This window comes from Streptomyces inhibens, from assembly GCF_003389455.1.
Taxonomy (GTDB): Bacteria; Actinomycetota; Actinomycetes; order Streptomycetales; family Streptomycetaceae; genus Streptomyces; species Streptomyces inhibens.
In genome coordinates, this window is the sequence record NZ_QUAC01000484.1 from 50,423 (window position 1) to 69,492 (window position 19,070).

The window sequence follows — 19,070 nt, forward strand, 5'->3', positions numbered from 1 at the left end:
ATGCTCAGCTGCGACAACCCGCCCCCGGTCACCGTCATCCTTGACCCGGGCGACGACCTGGTCCACACCCGCGCCGCTCTGGCCGTACACGCTCCCGAGAGCGGAAGGCTCACGGTTCACCCCACACCTGGCACCGACTCCGTTCTCACCCTGGCTTACGGCGTCCTCGCCGCCCTGGACAAGCCCGTTCCCGTACCCGGCTACCGCCAGCTCGACACGGCCCCCGCCTGGACGCTGGCGGCGGCCTGGATCCTCGCCACCCGCACCAGCCACCTGATGCTCCTGCGTGCCCACTTCCTCACCCCTCACCGCCTCGGGGCCCTACTACAGCTACGTGACCGGACCGGCCTCAGACTGGCTCTGGTCTGCCACACCCGGCACGTTCCCGCCCCCGTCGGGCGTGCGCTGGCTGGCGTTGCCCACCACGTGGCGGAGGCGACCGCCCTCCTGCCCGCGGCAGAGCCGCCCACCGCCACGCCACCGGAGCCGGCCAAGCGCAGGCCGTTGGCCAACCGGTGGCTCAACCTGCCCGCTCTGACCACGCTCACCGCTTTCGACTCCGCAACCCGGCCCTGCCAGTGCACAGCGCCCGTAGCCGAAGACCGGGACTTCTTCGCGCCCGTCCTGCCGGCCCTCACCGAAGCAGAGGTAGCCCACCGGCTGCACCGCGCCACCGCACATCCCCACCTGGCGGCCCAGCTTGCCACCGCCGTCTTCACCGCAGCCTCCACCACGCAACTGGACACTGCCCACGTCCGCGATCTCGCCCCGGACGCCTGCACCATCACCCTCCATGACGACGGACTGCGCCAGGGCTGCATGACCCACCACGTCCCCGCTTGGGCACGCCCCCTGTTACTCGCCGCCGCCTTCGTATGGCACATCGCCTCCGGCACAGGAGGGCCGCTGTTCACCGACCCGCTGGGCAGTAACGGCCTGCCCTATCTGACGGACTTCGCCGAACGCTTCAAGCTGCGCCCACCCCAGCCGCCCCGCCTCAAAAGACGCAAAGGCTCACGTGCCCCGACCAAACCCCCCGAGACGATCTGGCCCTGCAGTCCCGCCCACTACGCGCTGTCCTGGGCGATGCAAGAGCCCGACCTCATGTACGGCTGCCCCCACCCGCCGCCACACACCCGGCGGACGATCGACGCGTACAAGAGAGGATGGCCGCCCCCGTACTTCGGGCAGCGTTCGCTTCGCCGATCGCGCTGAACTTCTCGCCTGCAGGCATGCTTTTTTACTTACTGGCTGGTAGCAGACGCTTTGGCTGGGAGTCCGCTGGAACATCCTTCCAGGCGCCGAGATCCACGCGGCATGCCGATGAGGCCGGTCCCCGTGGCCTGTGGCGTCAGCTGACCTGCTCGATGGCCGCGGCCACCAATCGGCACGCGCCTGCTGGTCGCCGCCCGCAGGCCGAGGACTTCGCCGCGCCGCGTGCGCCGGCTCCGCTTCGGCCCAGCAGCTCGCTGCGACTTAGCCAGGTACGTGATCGCTTTGGTGGACAGCGGGGCGCTGCCCGCGTGGGCGGCTTTTGGGAAGTCCTCGAGCTGGCCTGGCAGTTCTGGTGAGGCTCAGACGATGTGGACGCGTTCGGTGTTGCCGTCCTTGTCCCGCAGGAGGACCTCTTTTCCGTCGGCCATCTGCTGGGCGAGGAAGGCGTAGACCTGTACGGCCCGGTTGATGGTGTCGGTCTTGGACAGTCCGGTGATCCTCATGAGTGCGGTGACCGCCTGGGCGGCCACGGGGATGAGGGTGACGGTGAAGCGCTCGTTTTCCGTACGTACGGCGTGAAGCTTGTCCGCTTCTCGGGCCATGTCTCTCAGCCTCATTCAGGTCGGGGGAAGGCACCTGCTTGATGCCGGTCTCTTCATCATGACATCCCTGCACCTGAGTAGCACCATTTTGGTGTGTGACTGCGGCGAGTCAGGTGCTCCCCAGCTGCTGCTCACAAGCGTGCAGCACCAATCTGGTGATCTACCGGTGCGCTTCAGGTCTCGCGTCGTGTACTCTGGGACTGCGGCAATCGCCGTGGAGTGCAGTCGATCAGAAGGGTTCAGCATGCCAAATCTCCTACGCCAGCGGTTCAACGGGCGTCTTTGGAAAGCCCGTTACTCGGTCCTCTACGACACGTAGGGGCGAGCAGCTGGCTGGGAGTGAGTGATCGAGCTGAGTCGCGCGCCGATTCGCGGTGCGGGGGTTCGATCGCCGCAGCATGGAGGACCCAGCCCATATGATCGACAACAACGCACAGGCCACCCTTCCGGCAAATGACGGCGAGCAGCCGTCGCCGCAGGCCGAGGTGCAGATCTGGACGACTCCCGTCGACCAGGAGGAAGCGCCCAGCAGTGAAGCGCAGGTGGACATCGAGGTGTCCAAGGCGAAGTTCAAGGCCGGGATGCGTGTCCCGGGCCGTAATACCGGACAGATGATCAACGCGTCGACCCGTGTCCTGGGAATCATCGGCTCGGTGGCCGGCCCCCTCGTCGTGCTGAAGCTGTCCGTGGACCTGCGGATGCCCTGGCAGGGCATCTGGGCCCTGGCGCTGGCGATCGGGAGCCTGCCCGTGATCCACGTCCTTCTCGGCAACCGTCACGACAAGCGGTAGCCCGTAGCGGGGTGATCCTGCTTTCGAATCGGCGCCGGACTTTGTCCGGCGCCTTTCGTGTCTGGTGGGTCAGCCTGCTGGGGCTGGACTGATGAGCTGGTCGAGGAAGCGCTGGGTGCCAGTGTCAGTGGCGTGGATGCGGGTGGTGTGGGTGCCGCGGGTGAGCAGGACGCGGTAGGTGTTGAGGGCGTAGCGCAGGTACTGGTCGGGAGTGAGGTGGCGGAGGTCTTTGTCGCGGCTCTCTTCGGGGTGGGCGTGCCAGCGGCCGTTGGCCCAGGTGAGGTCGGGGCCGATGATGACGCCTGCGTGGTGGTATTCGAGGCCTTGGGCGGTGTAGATGCAGCCGATCTGCTGGTGGCCGCCGGTGTGGGTCGCCCAGAGCTGGCTGTTGGGGGCCAGGGGGAGGCCGTCCGGATCGGTGAGAGCGGTGGCGGCGTTCCAGGCGGCGCGCCATGTCCGCAACGGTACGGCGGGATCGGTGGTGGGCACGTCGATGCTGATGTCGAGGGGGAGCGTGGCGGCGCCGCGGGGTCGAGTGCGCGTCCAGGGCCAGCAGAACCCGGCGGTGGTACGGGCACTGTGCCCGGCGGCGGTGGCTTGTTCGGTCCACCGCTGAAGGGCGAAGGGATCCTCGGCGAGGCCGAGATCGTAGCCGGTGTGCCCAATCCAGCGGACCGGCCTCCCGTACAGGAGGGCGTCGACCCAGGTGGTGTAGGCGGCTGAGCCGCTGCAGCGGAAGGATCCGGCGAGCTCCAGGTGGTGGTGGACCCGGCCCAGACGCCGGGCGGCCGTACGGATCTCCTCGACGGTGGTGCCCTCGTCGGGGCGGATGACTTGCCGCTCGTCGAGGAAGATGACGGCCAGCGCGACGTGTTCCACCACCGCAGCCAGGTCCGATGGCAGTCCATGGGCGCCACTGCGCTTGATTCGCTGCGCCTCGTCGATGACGAGCGCGCCGGCCTGGAGCGCAGTGCTGCGCAGGGAGCCGGCCGCGGGGAACAGTTCGCGGGCGGCGCTGTGGCCGCGCACGGCATCCAGGAGATGGGCGCGCAGGGTGCCGGACGGTGTGATGAAGCGGGGACGCGTCGCGGGGTGGACGCGCATGAGGCGGCCGAGCAGCCGCACGGCGAGCGCGGTCTTGCCGCTGCCCGGGCCGCCGCTCACGGTGATGACCGCACCGGCCCCACCCGCGCCCTGCACCGTATCCTCGCCGTGGGCGGGCAGGTGGTGGGCCGCGGCGGCGCGGATCCGCACGAACGCGTCCTGCTGGTCACCCACCAGAGCGAAGGTGCTGTTGCCCTCCAGGTCGGAGCCGACGTGGTCGAGCAGCCGGCTGGACGGCTCCCACCGGACGTGCTCGAATACCTCCACCTGCCCGGCGTCCGGCGCCGCCAGGTCCCCACAATGCAGCAGCTCCGCCAACGACCCAGCGGGCCCGCGTAGATCTCCGGCGGTCAGGACAGGGACACCAGCGTCCGCTCCGACGCCGGCCAGCAAGCGGGCCCCCTCGGCGCTGGTCGCGTTATGCAGCACCACTACGGCACGCACATCCAGTTCCGGAGCATCCTTGGGCCGCCAGTGCTGGAAGAAGCTCCGGTAGGCGGCGACCTGGTACACCGGATGGGCTGTCACCAGCCCGTCGCTGCGCATGACCCGGTCTCCGTCGAGGATGCGGCAGGTCTGCCACTGCTTCAGCTCGACTATCACCAGCCGCAGCATCCCGCCCGGCCCGGCCCCGACCAGCAGCGCGTCCAGCCGCCGGCTGCCGCCCGGCGTCCCGTACTCCAGGTACACCTGGAGATCCGACAGCCCCGCCCGCACTAACGCCTCGAACAGCGGCGGCCAGCTGTTGCGCCAGCTGCGCGCCTCGGCCTCACTTGGAACCCCGAACCCGGCCGCCGTGTACCGTGCTGCGCACTCCTGGATGAACGACGGATCACCGACACGTGCGGCGATCGCGCCCGCCCGGCCAGCCGCCGCACACGCAACCGCCCCAGTCGGCTCCGGGATCGCTGTGCCCGGCTCGGGGCGTGTGGCGGGGACGGTGATCCTGTCGGGCGCGGATGTTTTCGCGGACTGGTCGGACACGTGCTTCCCCCGGGTTCTACGGCATCCCACAGCCACCCCCGCGCCGCCAGGTCGACCCTGCCGGCCCGGATCATCCTGACCCTGCTGCGCTCCAGCCGCCGAGGCTGCTGCGTTGTCAGTGGCCTTCTCTAGCCTGTGAGTTGCTGTCATCTCTGGAACCTGACTGGCACAGACTATCAAACCAAAAACTCTATCGACTGCTCGATAAGAGCAAGCTTATGATGCTCCGCATGAAGAGTTCGATGTTCGTCATGGTCCATGTGGGCCAGAGCACCGAGTCCCAGCGCAACCTCGAGCACGGCATCGAGACGCTCTCCTGGGGCTTCCCCGAGAAGAAGCCCGAATACGAGGACGCACACCCGCAGTTCGCCGTCCTGGCCACTGGGGCCTCACCGCGTGTCCAGCTCGAAAACTGGCTGCAGGACACCGCCACCCTGTACCTCTTCCAGGTCCGCGGTGGCTTCTACGAGGGCAGGTCCTGGCACTGGCCCGACGAGGAGGCCGAGCAGCGCCTGAAGTACCCGCAGCGCTTCGGCATCGAGCCCCTGGCCAAGCTCGACAACGTCCCCCTGGGCCCCGACGGGCCGCTCACCGAGACCGGGAGTGACGCGATGCGCCGCTCGGGCACCGACCGGGGCATGGGCAAGCTCGTCCAGATGCCCGCCCACCGCCTTCTGGAGCTCGCCGGGATCCCCTTCGACCCGGACGAACCCGAAGCCGTCCCCCTGGACAGGTCACCGGGCTTCACGGCCGAGCAAGTCGAGGGCAAGAAGAAACCCCAGCGCCGCCGGCGCGGCGCCGGCTACATCTCCGACCCCAAGAAACGCAAGGCCATCGAGGAGTACGCGGAGCAACTCGCCACCGTCCACTACGAAAAGGACGGCTGGACGGTCGAGAAGCTGGGCAAGCCCTACGACCTGCGCTGCACCCGCGGCACGGAAGAGCTCCATGTCGAGGTCAAAGGCACCACGGGGGCCGCGACGAGCGTCGAGCTGACGATCAACGAAGTCCTGCACGCCCGGGAGAAGGACAACACCGTCGACCTCTACGTCGTCAGCGACATCAAGGTCGACACCCGGACCGACCCGTACACCCCCAGCGAAGGCACGGTCTCGCACTACACCGACTGGGAACCGGCCGAGGAAGATCTGAGGCCCCGTAAGTACGAGTACCGGCTCCCCGACACAGCCGCTTGACCCGCGGGAGCCTGGCCACAGGAAGGGAGGCGCAGGACGACGCCCAGCTCCCTGTGTGTCAGTTACCTCCATAGTTGCCACATTGCTGGATCTCTGACCTGGGGTGCGGTAGTTGTATCGGCAGGAACGAACCCCCTGTGTGACCTGCCATTGTGTGAGTATCTCTGACTTGATCATGCTGCTGACCTGGGATGCAGCAGTTCAAGCGGGAAGTGTTGTAACCCCACTGGTAAATCCTTTGGATTCAGATGATGTGATCGAGCTGATCAAATCTGTCATGGCCATGGCATTAATTTCGAGTGGGGGCGAGGCGCGACGAGCCGTGTGTTGGGATGGCGGTGCCTGTCAGCCCTCTCTTCGCTCCGACACCGTTTGTCAGGGCTCAGTGCCTGCTGGTAGCGCGGCTGGGAGAACAGTGCCTTGCGTTGCCGGGCGCCTGGGTGGGCGACGGAGTGCGCCTTGTTGTCAGTGCCCCCTGGGACACTTGGCATGGAGCGCGATCAGCAAGGGAGATACCTCGTGGCTCGAAGCGGCGGATTCAAGATCAACAGGCAGGGCATCCGGCGGATGATGGGGGAGATCCAGCGGGAGATGGACAAGTACCCGGTCACCGCCAGGGTGCAGGCCGACCCGGATGTGTCCTTCGGCGACACGAACGTCTTCAACGGCCCGGTCATCCATGGCGACGTCCGCGGTTCCCAACTGGCCTGGGGCAACAACTCCGTGAACCAGAGTCAGGACCAGAGCAAGCCGATCGCCCCGGGCTTCGAGGCCATCGCCCAGGCCGTAGTGGACACGTTGAGGCAGCTTCCGACTCTTGGCGTGTCGGACGAGGACCTGGAAGATGCCTCGGCTGTCGGCGAGGAGGTCCTCAACGAGGTCGTACAGCCCGAGCCGGACCGTGGCGTGATCCGGCGTGCTGCGGCTGCGCTCAAGGGCTACCTTGCGCCGATCGCCACAGGTGCGGTCGCGGCCGGGGCCGTGACCGGGGGTGAGGAGACCGCACGTGTCTTGATCGAGCGTCTCAGTACCGCTCTGTAGACCAGACCCGGACTGCTGGCTGATGCTCTGCTGGGCACCCACCTTCGTGGGTGCCCAGCAGAGCATCAGTGCTTCTCGCCGCTCAGTCATCCCCCGTCGAAGGCGTCTCGGGGGCCCGAGCAGAACCAGGCCGGAGAAAATCGGTGGGTCCGGTCCGGAGCTGTGCCGATACTGGCGACGACGGAAGTGAGGGTCCCATGCCGCAGGTTGAACCGAGTGTTCTCGGCGCCCTCATGGAAGCGGCGAAGGACACCGTTTCCTATGAGGCCATCGCCGTCGTGCTCGCGGCCGCGGACATAGACACGACCACGGCCGCCGCACAGCAGCGTGATGCACTGCTCGCCGCGCTGCGACTCCGGCTACCCGGGACCGGGAAGGCGCAGGGCTCCACCGGAACGCTCCCCGGTGGCCCGCTCAAGAGGCGCTCTGTGAGCCTGGCCGAGGTCACGGCCGACCAGTTGGAGATCTGGAGCGCCTACGCCGATGCCGTGAGCACTCCGTTCGTCCGGGGCCGCCTTCATCATCTGCTGTTGGCCGCAGGACATGGCCGCAAGCCCGATCACGCCCGGGGCGCGGCCGCCGGATACCTGGACGCGGCACCGCTTCTGCTTTCCGCCCTGAAGCGTTTCCCCGGCCTGGTACGCGCGACCGAGTGCCTGCGCTGGGCCGGAGACCTCGCCTGGGCCTTCAACCAGAAGGACCTGCAGAAGCGCGTCACCGAGGACTTGGTCGCCCTGGTCGAACGCGTCCTGGCCGATACCGAGGACCACCCGGGGATCGCGGACTGCCTTCTGGAAGGACTGCGCGTTCAGCGTTACGACATCACGGACTTCGCGGAGCGCGCCGCACGTCGCTATGCCGGCGATGTGCACGCTCATGTCGGCTTCCTCAAGTTGCTGCGGGAGGTGGCGCCCGCCTCCCGCCGAGCCGACATTGACACGGCGATCGTTGATGCCCTCCTCGACGCCGCCGACGCCGACGTCAACGCCGGGTTCCGTCGTCATAACCTGCTGACCTGGGCCGCGACCGAAGCACGGGACTGGGGTCTGTCCGAACTGAGGGTGCGCGCCGAGATGGCCCTGCAACAGACCGATCCGGACTCTCTGGGATGGACTCGGCTCTCTCGCGTACTCATCCCCCCGCGGGGACTGTCCGCGGGGGCGCGAGCGCACATCGACGCCGCCGTGGATCTGCGAGACGCCCTGTGGCGAACCGCGCAAGACGTGCATCCGGCGATGCGCGAGCACGCCGACGATGCGCACGTGCTGGAAGGGCTGCTGCGGATTCCGCGCACGCGCATCAACACGGCTGGACCTGTCCAGGTCACCCCGCCCGTCGACGCCGACGACAACCACGTCGTCGCGCTGCAGGTCCTCGCGATGGACTTTCTCGGGCACCTCACCGCTGATCAGCTCGACCGCATCCAAGAACGCTTCGTACCCGACGAGGCCGAGCTGATCACCGCCCTGGCCCACGACACTGTCTTGCCCGAGCCTCGCGCCCGAACCTTCGCCCACGCCTTCCGGTACTTCTGGCTGGGGGAGTTCGACGCGGCGGCGTGCATCGCCCTGCCCCAGGTCGAGCAGATCCTCAGACAGCTCCTGCGCCCCCGAGTTCCGATCGTGTCTGTGGCCCAGGGGAAGACCCCCGGCACCGTCGACCAACTGGGCGGACTCATCCGCAGCATGCCGGCCGCCGGGTATCCCGCGGATTGGAGCCGAGCCCTGGAGCTCCTCCTCGTTGACCCCGACCGCGGCATGAACCTGCGCAACAACGTCTGCCACGGCCATCGAACCCCCGCTCCCTTCACCCAGCCCGCCCCCTGAATGGGTTCCAGACAAGCTGTAGCTCAAAAAGGGGACAGTGGGATGGTTTTGGCGAATCAGCAGTGCTGCTCGGCAGAGAAGCATCCTCGGCTGCACGTTCTCCCCGCACACAGCATGCTGCGGCCTCTCCGGCGGGCCGCCCGGACGTCAGGCCTCGACGTTGATGCCGTAGTCGGCGGCCAGGCCCGCCAGACCGGTGTCGTAGCCCTGCCCGACAGCGCGGGCCTTCCATTCGGTCGTGTGGCGATAGAGCTCCACCGCGATGGTGACGGTCTCACCCGAGCAGAAGGGCCCCGGTATGAAGGTCAGCTGGGTGCCGGAGGGCTGGGTGATAAGTGCTTGCCACTGGGTGTGCTGGTCGAAGACTGCTGCGGATTGGGCCTCAAGATCGATGCTGACGATGACTGCGATGGTTGCGATGTCGCCAGGGATGAGGTCGAGGTCGGCGGTGACGATGTTTGAGCCGACGCGGACCCCGTCGTGGCTGGGATGGTTGTAGAAGACGAGGTCGTGGTCGCTGCGAACCTTGCCGTTGCGACTAAGGAGCACAGCGGACACATCAACGGGTGCGCCGGTGGCGGTGATGCGAACTGTGGTCGGCTCGGTGCGCAGGGCTGTGTTGGTTCCCTTCGTCAGCAGGCGCCGAGTGCCGCTTTCCTCGGTGGGAGGCGGCGGGTTGGTGGGGGAGTGGGGTGTGGCCGAGGGCGGGCTGGTACGGGTGAGCGTGGCGAGAACGTGCTGGAGGACGGGCCAGCCTTCGGTCTCCTCGCCAGGCCAGGGCCAGGTCAGCCGCTGGGCGCCGAACTCCTTGGCGGTCGGCGGCTGCCCGAGCGCTTCCTGCAGCTGGAGGTAGCGCAGACTCTCGGTAGCCAGGCGGCTGAGCTGCCACTGCCGTTGGGTTTCCTCCGGGCTGTTCATCCAGGTGTCATGGTCGACAGGCTTGCCGCCCAGTTCCTGGTAGACCCGGCGGGCGAAGTCGTAGCCGTCTTCGGTCAACAGGCGGGCGGGCCGCTTCTGCTGGGACGGCGCTGGCTCGCCGATGGCTGTGTACAGCGCTTCCAGGTCGCTGCCCGTCCAGTGGTTGGCTGCCGTGGTGGCGAACCGGGCGAACTGGGCCAGGGTGGGCGGCCGACCCTTGGCGGCGACGAAGCGGTGGTGCTCACGGGCGACGTCCTCCAGCTCAGAACGCCAGCGGTGCTTCAGGTAGGCGTCGAGGTGCTGCTCGGTCCAGGCGCGACGGTGTCGTGTGATGAGGTCCCGCACCCGCTCGAAGCCGGCCCGGCGGGTGCCGCGGCTCATGCTGGAGGTGATCGTCACCTGCCCGTACGGGGTCTCGATCGTGCTGTCCTTGCTGTCGGTGATCTCTTCCTCAGCCCCCAGGAGCTGTTCGGCAGCCTGCAGCTCGCGGAAGAGGGCGGCGTCGACGGGGCATCCGGCCGCGCGCAGGGCGGCCAGCGGTCTGCTGTAGTAGCGGTCGACCCGGTCCAAGGTGGTGCGTGAGTAGGGGCCTTCGCACACGAACCAGGCGGTCAGGCCAACGCCGTGCCAGAACTCGGCCGCAGGACCGAGGGCTTGGGCCATGGTTTGGTGCGGGCGAGGGTTGCTGACGATGCTGCCGGGGTGCCGCGGGAGCGTCACCGTCTCCCACAGCCGCCCCACCTGCTCTCGAACCTCGGCGGGCAGACGCTGCCGGTACAACTGGGGGGTGAACCCCTGCTCGGTCCTAGACAGCATCATCAGGTCCTGATCGACCAGGCCCCACAGGGACGGCATTCCCCGTGACTGGGCTGCATGTGCCTGGTCGAAACCCGCCCACCAGTCGCGCAGGGCCGCAGCCCGCTCTTCCACCGGGGACACGGAACTGCCGCCGCCGAGGAAGGCAGCGAGCATCGCATGGACCTCGTCCTCCGCGATGCCCGCCTCGGCAGCCATGCCGGCCGTCTGGGCCGACATGCCGACGTACAGACGCGGCTCGGGCAGAGCGGTGATGATTTCTTCATCCGGGTGAGGGGGAGCCTGAAGGTAGTCCAGCACGGCCAGCCACTCGCCCCCGAAGTACGCGGAGACGACCGGCTGCAACTCCTTGGTGAGCACCCGGCGGGCCAGGGCCGTGCCCGTCTTTGCCTTCTTGGCGAAACCAGCCATCAGCCCCTGCAACCGCTGGATCCGGTGACGTGCGACAAGCTCCACGAGGTCGGCAGCGGCAAGAGTGTCCAACAGAGCCAGGCGGGCCTGCTGCTGTCCCGCACGGTCCAGCTGGTGCCAGCCGCCGCCGAAGCGGAAGGCTTCCAATGCACCCTCGTTGATGCCCAGCAGCCGGTAACGCTCGTCGATCGCGGTCCAGAACCGCTGCTGTTGCGTGCGGGGGAAGATCTCTCCTGCCGCCCGCAGCCGGACCGGCTGAAGCAGTGTCTCGAACAACGGCACCAGCAGCGCCCACAGCAGCACCGTGTCCCAGCCCTCCACAGCGGTGAGACGGGCGGTGTCATCGGCGGCCAGCGTCAGAGCGTGGGCGGGGCGTTCACGCAGCAGATGCGGCAGGTTGACTGCCCCCGCCTTCACCGAGACTTTCTCCGGCAGGTACCACGCCCCGCGCCGCTGCTGCTCTTGGACCTCGAAGACGCGGGCGCAGAAGGCTTCCTCTTGCCGGGTGAGGGCCGTCACCTTGGCGGTGTCCGGCGTCTGACGGCCTCGGCCGGGGACGACGGTGGCCACGGGCTGTCCGGCGAGCCCTGCGGCCAGCAGTCTGGCCGTCAGCGCGTCGATGTCGGCAAACCGGTGCTGCCCGGCCGCCCGCTCCAGGGCGAGCGCTGTCTCGGGACTGCTCTCCAGGGCCGGCTGCCACCAGCGTGTCGGGTCACTGGCCACCGGTCAGCCTCCGCATGTACTCGACGAACTGCTCAAACGGCACCGCGGCCGCAGTGCCTTGCGCATAGACGGCGTAGCGCTGGGCCATCAGCTGCATCTCCCGCTCGCTCCTGCGGGCCTCCACACGGTCCAGCTCATGCACCACGCGCTGCTCGACATGTCCCCGCTCGTACAGCACGAACGCGTCCACCCCGCCCAGGCCCCCACTGGCCCTCTGCGAGGTGCCGTCTTCGTTGACGAGATCTGCTTCCAGAGAGGTGGCGTCGATCAGCGGGACGTCCAGGAGGAGAGCGGGGTCCATGTCGTTGTCCGAGCACATGGCCTCCAGATGATCCTCCAGGCCGAGTTCGGCATGGCAGACCACGTCCAGGTACTGCTGGTCGGCGGCCAGTCCGGGGTGGCGCAGGACGCGGACACCACGGCCGACGAACTGGTAGAACTCGCCGAAGCTGCCATAGGGGCGCAGCGGCACGACCACGGTGATCGGCGGGAAGTCGTAGCCCTGGCCGAGCATCCGCAGCTGAACGATGCCCTGCAGATCCCCGGCGTCGGACTCGAAGCGCCGCCGTGTGGAGGCGATCGTGGAGGCGGGCAGGCTGTGGTGCAGCGTGGCGCAGGGGACCCCGTGCTCCTCGGCGATCCGCGCGATCTGCTCAGCATGCGCCTGGCCCATCGCTGCGAACAGCACCCGTGGCTTGATGGGCGCAAGCAGCTTGGCCTGCGCATCCAGACACGCTCTCGTCACCGTCATCACCTGCCGGATCGGCGCCTCGGACTGCGCGGTGATGCGTGCCATCTTCCGCTCGTCGCCCAGTGTGGCCAGCAAAGCATCACGGCCCACGATCTGCTCGCGCCGCCCGTCCGGCCACACCGCCTCATACACCGTCGACGCCACCTCGGGGGCGAACCGGTGCACCCGCAGGTTCTTCGCGGATCCGTCCACGACGGAGTCGACCAGCCGGTAGCGGTAGACGACATCGGCGTCGATCGGCTTGCCGTCCAAACGCTGGAAGCACGCCGACATCAGCAGTGTGCGCGCACCCTGGAAGTGGGCGAACAGCCGCTGGTAGGAGGCGCTGGCCGCGATGTGCGCCTCGTCGACAACGATGAAGTCGATGTCGCCCGGCTCCAGCTTGGCCAGCAGGTCTCCGTCACTGTCACCCGTGCCCAGCGCATGGAAGTTGGTGACCAGGATGTCCGCGTCCAGAAGCCGCTCACGGCTGACCTGGCTGATCTGCCCGTCGTCCGCGTCCAGGACGAGCGTGGCCGGCGGAGGGGCACCGGGCAGCAGCGGCCCGCCCGCCAGCCCATACAGGACGTTGCCCGGCATCCCCGCATCGAGGGCCTTGGCGAAGGTGCCGCGGATAACCGAGCCCGGGGTCACCACCAGCGCCCGCCGTCGGCTGAACGACAACGCGGCCGCCACCCCCAAGGCCGTCTTGCCCGACCCCACCGCCATCACCGCAGCCGCATGCCGGCCGCCGGAGGCGTAGTAGTTCGCCAACGCGGCCAATGCCTCGTCCTGGCACTCCCGCAACGGCGCCCGGTCCACCCTGGCCCGTACACCGGCGAAGTACGCCCCGCCTGAAGGCAGTTCGGCACAGCCGGGCGGATCGGCCGCCCGCATCGGATCGCCGGCCATGTCCGGGATCTCGATGCGCGGCACGGCAGTCACCAGCGGCGCCAGGAGCGGATCCTGCCGCAGCATCGCCTGCAACTGGGCCACACAGCGCGCGGTGTCCGCCCGCACCGCATCGTAGGAGAACCGCAGCACCGTCAGGCCCGTGGCGGCCAGATCGTTCTGCCGCAGCCGGTCGTAGGTGAACGCGGCCCGGTCACTGTGGAAGGCGAACCCGTCCAGCTCGACGGCCAACTGCAACGACTCACCCGCGATCAGGTAATCTAGCCGGTAGGCACGCTCGTTCACGGTGACCGGATGCTGGCTGTGCACCCGCGAAACGATCGACGCATCCACGGCCGGGCTGAGCACCCACCGTAAGAACGCCTCCTCCAGGTAGGAAGAGGCGGGGATCAGCCGTTCCAGCCGAGCACTCATGCCGGTCCGCTCCCCGCCGCTTCGGCGACCAGCGGCCCGGCTTTCTCCGACAGCCGGGCCGCCACGTCTTCGCCCTGTCCGAATCGGGCCAGCCGCCGCGCCAGCTCGAGAGCCTCTGTGAAGGCGCCCTCGCGCTCCAGCAGACCGATCAACCGCGGCACCGACGTCACCCGTACAAACGTCGCCGGAGCGTCGGCGGCGTCGTCGAAGGACACTGCCTGCGGGGCGGCCTCCATCAACTCCAGGTCCAGCAGGGCGAACACCTCAAGGAGCGCAAGGGCCTCAGGGGCCCCACGACGCGTACTCCACAGCCGATCGACCGCGCCCTGCAGGACGAAGTGGTAGTCCATGGCCGAGCCCGGAAGCTCCAGCGCTTCCCAGACACGGGCGACCAACTCCGGCCCGCGTGCATCGAACGGCACATGCCGGCTGGCCGGCGTCGCAGATGTACTGCCCTCGGCGGTCGGCCACATCGGCGAGCCGTACGACTCGTCGGGCCGAACCCCTGCTCCCGGCAACGCCTCACGCACGACACCCGGGCTACCAGCAAAGGCAATGCTGGGTATCGCCGCCATACGCTCAAACCACGCCCCCACGTTCCCCCCTCATACGCATACAGGGTCCCGCACCCTTACATGTCGTGCAGCCCCACCCACCCCTGGGACAGTTCATTGTCACAGGTTCGCGTGCCGCAGCCACAGCTCCAAGGCGCTGGGCGGCCAGGCCGGCTTGTTCCTCTTGGGCGGGGGAGGAGACGAAGGGGAGTTGCTCAGAGGTCACTGCACTGCACGATGATGCAGAGCGTGTGTTGGCGATCGCGGTGTCGAGAATATTGAGCTCTGTCTGTGTCCTCGATCAGGTCGCAACGATTGGGCGTGCAAAGGCTGCCCGGCGCCGTTGAAAGGGGGCCTGGCTTTGAGAGAGCCCAGATTGGGTCCGGTGCGCATGGTGTTTTCTACTTGCCGCGGAGTTCATCGATCCGACTCTGCTCCCACCAGTCCATGATCATGTCGAGGCGTCTGACGGACGGTTCGATACGGCTCAGGGCCCGGTCCAGGTTGATAAAGGGAATCATCAGACCGGTGAGCGACGACGTCTTGGACTTCAATCCCTCTGCCTGCTTTTCCCAGGACGGCAGCTGTTTGGACACGTCACTGAGGCCGGTCAGCATGCGGGCCATGTCGTCATCTGGGAGGGAGGGGTCCGCTTCACCGGAGCTGTTGACGCCCAACAGCTGCTGCGCGATGGCTACGGCCGCCAATACAGTCTGCACACGCTTCACTGCATGATCGTGGAACCGGCGGGCCATCGCTTTGACATCGACGTCGATGGCTTCGACGAGTCGGCCCCGAAGCTGCTGTGGCGTCACGACGGGAGATGGGTCCGAAGATGCCATCGTCCACGCGATCGGTTTGTGCCGGCCGACAAGTTCGTCGGCCAGAACCCTGTAGGCCAGCACAAGATCTGAGATCAAATCCGGTTCCAGCGTGTCCCGGTGGTATGCCGCGTTGCGGTACTGGTGCAGCCGGTCGAGCACTTCGCGTTCCTGGGCTGTCAGCACACCTCTCTGCATCAGCAACTTGGTCTTTTCGTGCAGGTGGTCGTCCAGAGCCTTACGGCGATCCGGTCCTACGTGCTCGTCGACCAGTTGACTCAGCTGCTCGTTGAGCTGTCCGCCGCTGTCACGGAACTCGCGCATCTCCTCAATGACGCTGTCAGCGATCTGGAAAGCCAGCTGGGAGTTGACTTCACGGCCGATGACCACCTCAACCAGGTGGTCAAGGAGGATGAGAGCAAGACGGTCGTGTGCCTGGTCGCCTGCCTCGGCGCATCGCCGGATCTCGGTTATCTCGACCGCGAGCCAGTTCCACTGCTCGGCATGCTGTACGGTCACGCGGTCCCAGTCGGAAGCGAAAGGCTGCATAAGAGGCATGGCGACAGCCTCCCACCGCCTGACCGGCACACCACCAGTGACGGGCGTCGCGAGCGGCCCTGCGAGCCTGCTGCCCGGAAGGATGACAAGCGTGTCGAGCCCGGCCACCGTACCGATCACCCCGGAAGAACGCTGGGGGGAACTCGGCCTGTACGAAGCCCGCGGTATGACCGGCGGCGAGGCCCTGGCCCGCAGCCTCGACTACCCAGCCAGCTGGCGCGTCCCGCCAGTGACCACCAGCCTTGCCTGACCATCCAGCTGCGCTACCTCACCTGAGGCAGCCGGGGCGACCACTGGCTGAGGGCCGCGGGCATCAGCGTCACCGGCCGGACCATCAACCGCTGGATCAGCGGCGTGCAACGGCCCCGCCTCGACAACCTTCGCCTGATCGACCGGGCGTTCTAGCTCTGTCGCCGCGCCAGTCTTGCAGGGCGCTACAAGCAGCGTCTATGGACCGATGACCGCGGCAGACGCATCGAGACCCACCCCGTCGATCAGAAGAGTGTTCAGTCCAGCTGGCAGCGCGAGTTGCGCGTGCGGCACATCAACGTGCGCCACGAGTGGCAGGCCGTCGTGGACACTTGGAGCAGCAACGACCACAGTACGCTGGATGAGCTGTGGACGTGGATCGTGGATGGCCTGGGGCCGGATCAGCATGCCTACACCTACGTCTCCCACCTTGGATTCGGCGTCTGAATCCAGCCCGGGCCCAGCCTTCACGCCGTCGCACACGGATCGGGTGCGACCTGGCCCCAGCCTGTTCGCGGACCGCCAGACGGCCTCTCATTCCAGGCTGCTGCCCGGCCTCCGGCCTTGTTGCGCGCTGGTCCGGTACCCCAGGAGCACCCTGGCGGAGGAATTCAGGCCTGGCCGGCCACCGACCAGGCCATGGTGAGGTCCGGCTCGAGGGGTTCATCGCCGAACCGCCAGGGCAGACAGGTCAGTTTTCCAGGTGCGTATCGGCCGGGACGTCGACGTGGGGGAGAGGGGTGGGGAGGCGGCGCCACTTGCCTTGTGCGGCTTGATCCGCTCCAGCCACGAGCGGCGGTGAACTGTGGTGCTGCATCCAGATGCCCACCGGCATGAGAGCAAGGGGGGGCAGGCATCTGCCACTCCTCCAGCACCCCGCCCACGGCGTTCAGCCACGTTTGGTCCATTTCCACACCCCAGGTGCCGCGCATGCGGCGGCGCTCTCGTGCCGCCAGCATCCCTGCAAGGAGGAAGGCCTCGGGATACAGCACCAGCGGCTACTGACATGTCCAGCCGCGTCGCAACCAACGAAGCACTGTGATCCGGCTACCTGATCACAAGCACAGAGGCCGGCCTCCCAGTTCGCCGCCCACGCGGCGCGGTGTGATGCCCGCGGATATCACAACAAGGTCAGCGGTGATAGGGCAGGCCCGGCCTGCTGGTACAGGCTGATCGCCCAGTGTTCGACCGATGGTTGGGGAGGTGTGCCGCCGCTGGCACAGAACACCTCACGGGGTCGAGAACGTGCTCCTGGTGTAGGCGCCGGGAGAGCGCCATGGCCAGCTCGCTGTCTGCACCGATGGATGGCGCGAACAAGTGACGCGGCCGGGCCTTCTCCTCTATCACGATGGCACCAGCAGGAACCGTGAGGGCGACGGCCGCCCAGCGGGACTCATCTCTCCTGTGGTACTCCCGAGCCTGGTGTAGAGCCAGTGCCACGGGCGTGGTCGAATGCCGCGCGGGCGTCCTGCACGGCACGGGTCAAGTCGCCCATCAATACGGCCGCTTCGGCTTCCGCATTGACTGCAGAGGTCTCCCGCTGGCTGCGCCAGACCTCTTCATTTTTGTGCCCGTCAGAGAGCGTGTGTTCGGTGCTCACGACGCCGTGGAGACGCAGGCGCTCATCATCCAGGACCTGGATGGCCACCGCTGCGACGAAGGTGTGTGACTGCTGGGGAAGGGTTTCCACTACACACATGAAGCCACTTTCGTAGTGGATGACTTCCCCTGGGACTCCGGGCCTTCGTGCGCGCATACTTCCGGGCACTGCCGTGCTGTGGGGATAGCTGCGAACCTCGGTCTCGGGCCACGAATTCAGTCGCGAGACAAGCCCTTCGACGCCTTCCTCAAGCACCGCTGCGGGCACTCGGGCAAGGCTGGCTGCAGCCACGCGACGTGCTTCGGCCTCGGCGTCAGCATCACGCAGCGCGAGCAGACGCTCGGCCAAGGAACCCTCCCGCCGGGGAGGAGGCCATACCTGGGTGGAGGCCGGCCGAGGCTGAGGGACGAAGCCTTCGAAGGGGAAGCGGTGCAACCTGCGATTGAGGAATTGCAGGTATTCCACCGTGACGTCGGGATAGGGCTCAAGAGCCTTCAGCAGGTCTTGCACGTGGTCTTGGGGAAACGCGCTGCCCAGGACGACACCGGTGAGCGCGGCTCGGATGTCGACGTAGTCGTAATCGGTGGACTGGTTCAGCAGGATGAGCCGGTACTCGGCCTCACTGTCCCAGTCGATGTGTTTGCGGAAGAACAGTGATTCCTTGTTGGCCTCCGCGTATGCCAGTGCTACCGCATCCGCTCCGAATTCCGAGACCTGTCCGATATCAATGCCCCGAGTCGCGGGGCTGTCCTGGCTGCTCATGTACTGGACCGGGCCATGGAAGGCGGAGGCTGCGGGACCGGCGTGTTCGAGGAAGGACTTGACGAGCTTGTCCCGGTCGAACCGCAGGCACACGCCCATGTGGCCGGCACCGTAGTGTGTCCACAGCGACAGGTGAGGCCATCCCCGCAGTGCATCGGGGTTGAACGCACTGGGCGGCAGGGCCACGTCGCGTGTCAGGCATCCGACCTTGGTGTGCAGGCGCAGCTGCCGGTCGATCTCATCCCATAGAGGAAATCCGGCGTCGAGATCCTTCTGGTCGTGATGCGAGCTGAGCATCGGGTAGTGCGGTTGTGATTCCCACAGGTCATTGGTCGACTTGTAGGGCGATAGGCGCAGGCGGCCCTCGGTCAGGATGTGGGAGAGCGCCGCCGTGGTGTTGGTGTAGTGGAAGAGGTGACCGGTGATGGTCCGCGGGGCGGTGGACACCTCGTATTCGCTGTAGGTCTCGAAGGCCGAGGCTGGGTGCACGATCGCGCCAGATTCATTGGAGAGCTCATCGTCGCCGTTCACGCAGGAGTCCTTCCGCCGCCCAGGGATGACACCGGTTGTGCAGCCGTCACCACACACTCTACCTAATTTCGTCATGGTGACGAAAAGGTGAGGTTGGTTGTCTGCGCCACCTGGAAGGCGTCCGTTCTCCGCGAGCGGGCCGACGCTTCGTTGAGTCTTCGAAGGCGCCGAAGCGGTGCCAGAGCGCCAGCCTCCCCATCCACGAGCCACCCACCGAGCAAGACCAGCACTAAGAACTCCTAACGCAATGACTTCAGGCGCCGCCAGCAGATGAGTGCGCATCCCAGGGTGAGAAAGGCTTCGTGGATGTCG

At 67.2% G+C, this 19,070-nt stretch carries 14 protein-coding genes; 7 read left to right on the forward strand and 7 right to left on the reverse strand.

Annotation, left to right across the window (positions count from 1 at the left end):
* Window positions 1-1,215, forward strand: coding sequence for a hypothetical protein (locus tag DY245_RS43160; RefSeq protein ID WP_128512577.1), 1,215 nt, complete (start codon window positions 1-3; stop codon window positions 1,213-1,215).
* A 359-nt stretch (window positions 1,216-1,574) separates the two neighbouring features.
* On the opposite strand, the gene DY245_RS43165 is transcribed toward DY245_RS43160, so the two are convergent.
* Window positions 1,575-1,817, reverse strand: coding sequence for a hypothetical protein (locus tag DY245_RS43165; RefSeq protein WP_128512578.1), 243 nt, complete (start codon window positions 1,815-1,817; stop codon window positions 1,575-1,577).
* A 416-nt stretch (window positions 1,818-2,233) separates the two neighbouring features.
* On the opposite strand from DY245_RS43165, the gene DY245_RS43170 reads away from it, so the two are divergent.
* Window positions 2,234-2,608 carry a hypothetical protein gene (locus DY245_RS43170; protein WP_128512579.1) on the forward strand — a complete coding sequence of 125 codons (375 nt, stop codon included), beginning with the start codon at window positions 2,234-2,236 and terminating at the stop codon, window positions 2,606-2,608.
* Between the two features lie 69 nt (window positions 2,609-2,677).
* On the opposite strand, the gene DY245_RS43175 is transcribed toward DY245_RS43170, so the two are convergent.
* Entirely contained in the window at window positions 2,678-4,402 is a 1,725-nt protein-coding gene (locus DY245_RS43175) for a DNA/RNA helicase domain-containing protein (RefSeq protein ID WP_181924113.1), read from the reverse strand.
* 524 nt (window positions 4,403-4,926) lie between these two features.
* Between DY245_RS43175 and DY245_RS43180 the strand changes: the two genes are divergently transcribed.
* The 3 genes from DY245_RS43180 (at window position 4,927) to DY245_RS43190 (ending at window position 8,759) form a co-directional block, all read left to right on the forward strand.
* A complete protein-coding gene (locus DY245_RS43180; protein ID WP_244943635.1) occupies window positions 4,927-5,892 on the forward strand; it encodes a protein NO VEIN domain-containing protein in 966 nt (321 codons plus the stop codon).
* 519 nt (window positions 5,893-6,411) lie between these two features.
* Window positions 6,412-6,933 (forward strand): hypothetical protein, encoded by a 522-nt coding sequence (locus tag DY245_RS43185; RefSeq protein WP_220378011.1) that lies wholly within the window; start codon window positions 6,412-6,414, stop codon window positions 6,931-6,933.
* A gap of 68 nt (window positions 6,934-7,001) precedes the next feature.
* A complete protein-coding gene (locus DY245_RS43190; protein ID WP_147318442.1) occupies window positions 7,002-8,759 on the forward strand; it encodes a DUF4209 domain-containing protein in 1,758 nt (585 codons plus the stop codon).
* 147 nt (window positions 8,760-8,906) lie between these two features.
* Here DY245_RS43190 and DY245_RS43195 read toward each other — a convergent pair whose 3' ends face one another.
* The 4 genes from DY245_RS43195 to DY245_RS43210 form a co-directional block, all read right to left on the reverse strand.
* Window positions 8,907-11,627 (reverse strand): TerD family protein, encoded by a 2,721-nt coding sequence (locus DY245_RS43195; RefSeq protein ID WP_128512583.1) that lies wholly within the window; start codon window positions 11,625-11,627, stop codon window positions 8,907-8,909.
* Entirely contained in the window at window positions 11,617-13,683 is a 2,067-nt protein-coding gene (locus tag DY245_RS43200; RefSeq protein WP_128512584.1) for a DEAD/DEAH box helicase family protein, read from the reverse strand. Before DY245_RS43200 ends, DY245_RS43195 begins: the two co-directional genes overlap by 11 nt.
* Window positions 13,680-14,213 (reverse strand): hypothetical protein, encoded by a 534-nt coding sequence (locus DY245_RS43205; RefSeq protein ID WP_244943636.1) that lies wholly within the window; start codon window positions 14,211-14,213, stop codon window positions 13,680-13,682. Before DY245_RS43205 ends, DY245_RS43200 begins: the two co-directional genes overlap by 4 nt.
* Before the next feature lie 425 nt (window positions 14,214-14,638).
* A complete protein-coding gene (locus DY245_RS43210) occupies window positions 14,639-15,724 on the reverse strand; it encodes a hypothetical protein (RefSeq protein WP_244943637.1) in 1,086 nt (361 codons plus the stop codon).
* On the opposite strand from DY245_RS43210, the gene DY245_RS45060 reads away from it, so the two are divergent.
* Both DY245_RS45060 and DY245_RS45065 read left to right on the forward strand, forming a co-directional pair.
* Window positions 15,708-15,866 (forward strand): hypothetical protein, encoded by a 159-nt coding sequence (locus tag DY245_RS45060; RefSeq protein WP_181924114.1) that lies wholly within the window; start codon window positions 15,708-15,710, stop codon window positions 15,864-15,866. The genes DY245_RS43210 and DY245_RS45060 overlap by 17 nt on opposite strands.
* Window positions 15,867-16,150: 284 nt before the next feature.
* Window positions 16,151-16,312, forward strand: coding sequence for a hypothetical protein (locus DY245_RS45065; protein ID WP_181924115.1), 162 nt, complete (start codon window positions 16,151-16,153; stop codon window positions 16,310-16,312).
* Window positions 16,313-17,258: 946 nt separating this feature from the next.
* On the opposite strand, the gene DY245_RS43215 is transcribed toward DY245_RS45065, so the two are convergent.
* Window positions 17,259-18,758: a DUF2971 domain-containing protein gene (locus tag DY245_RS43215; RefSeq protein ID WP_181924116.1), complete on the reverse strand. Its 1,500-nt coding sequence runs from the start codon at window positions 18,756-18,758 to the stop codon at window positions 17,259-17,261.
* Window positions 18,759-19,070: the final 312 nt, after the last annotated feature.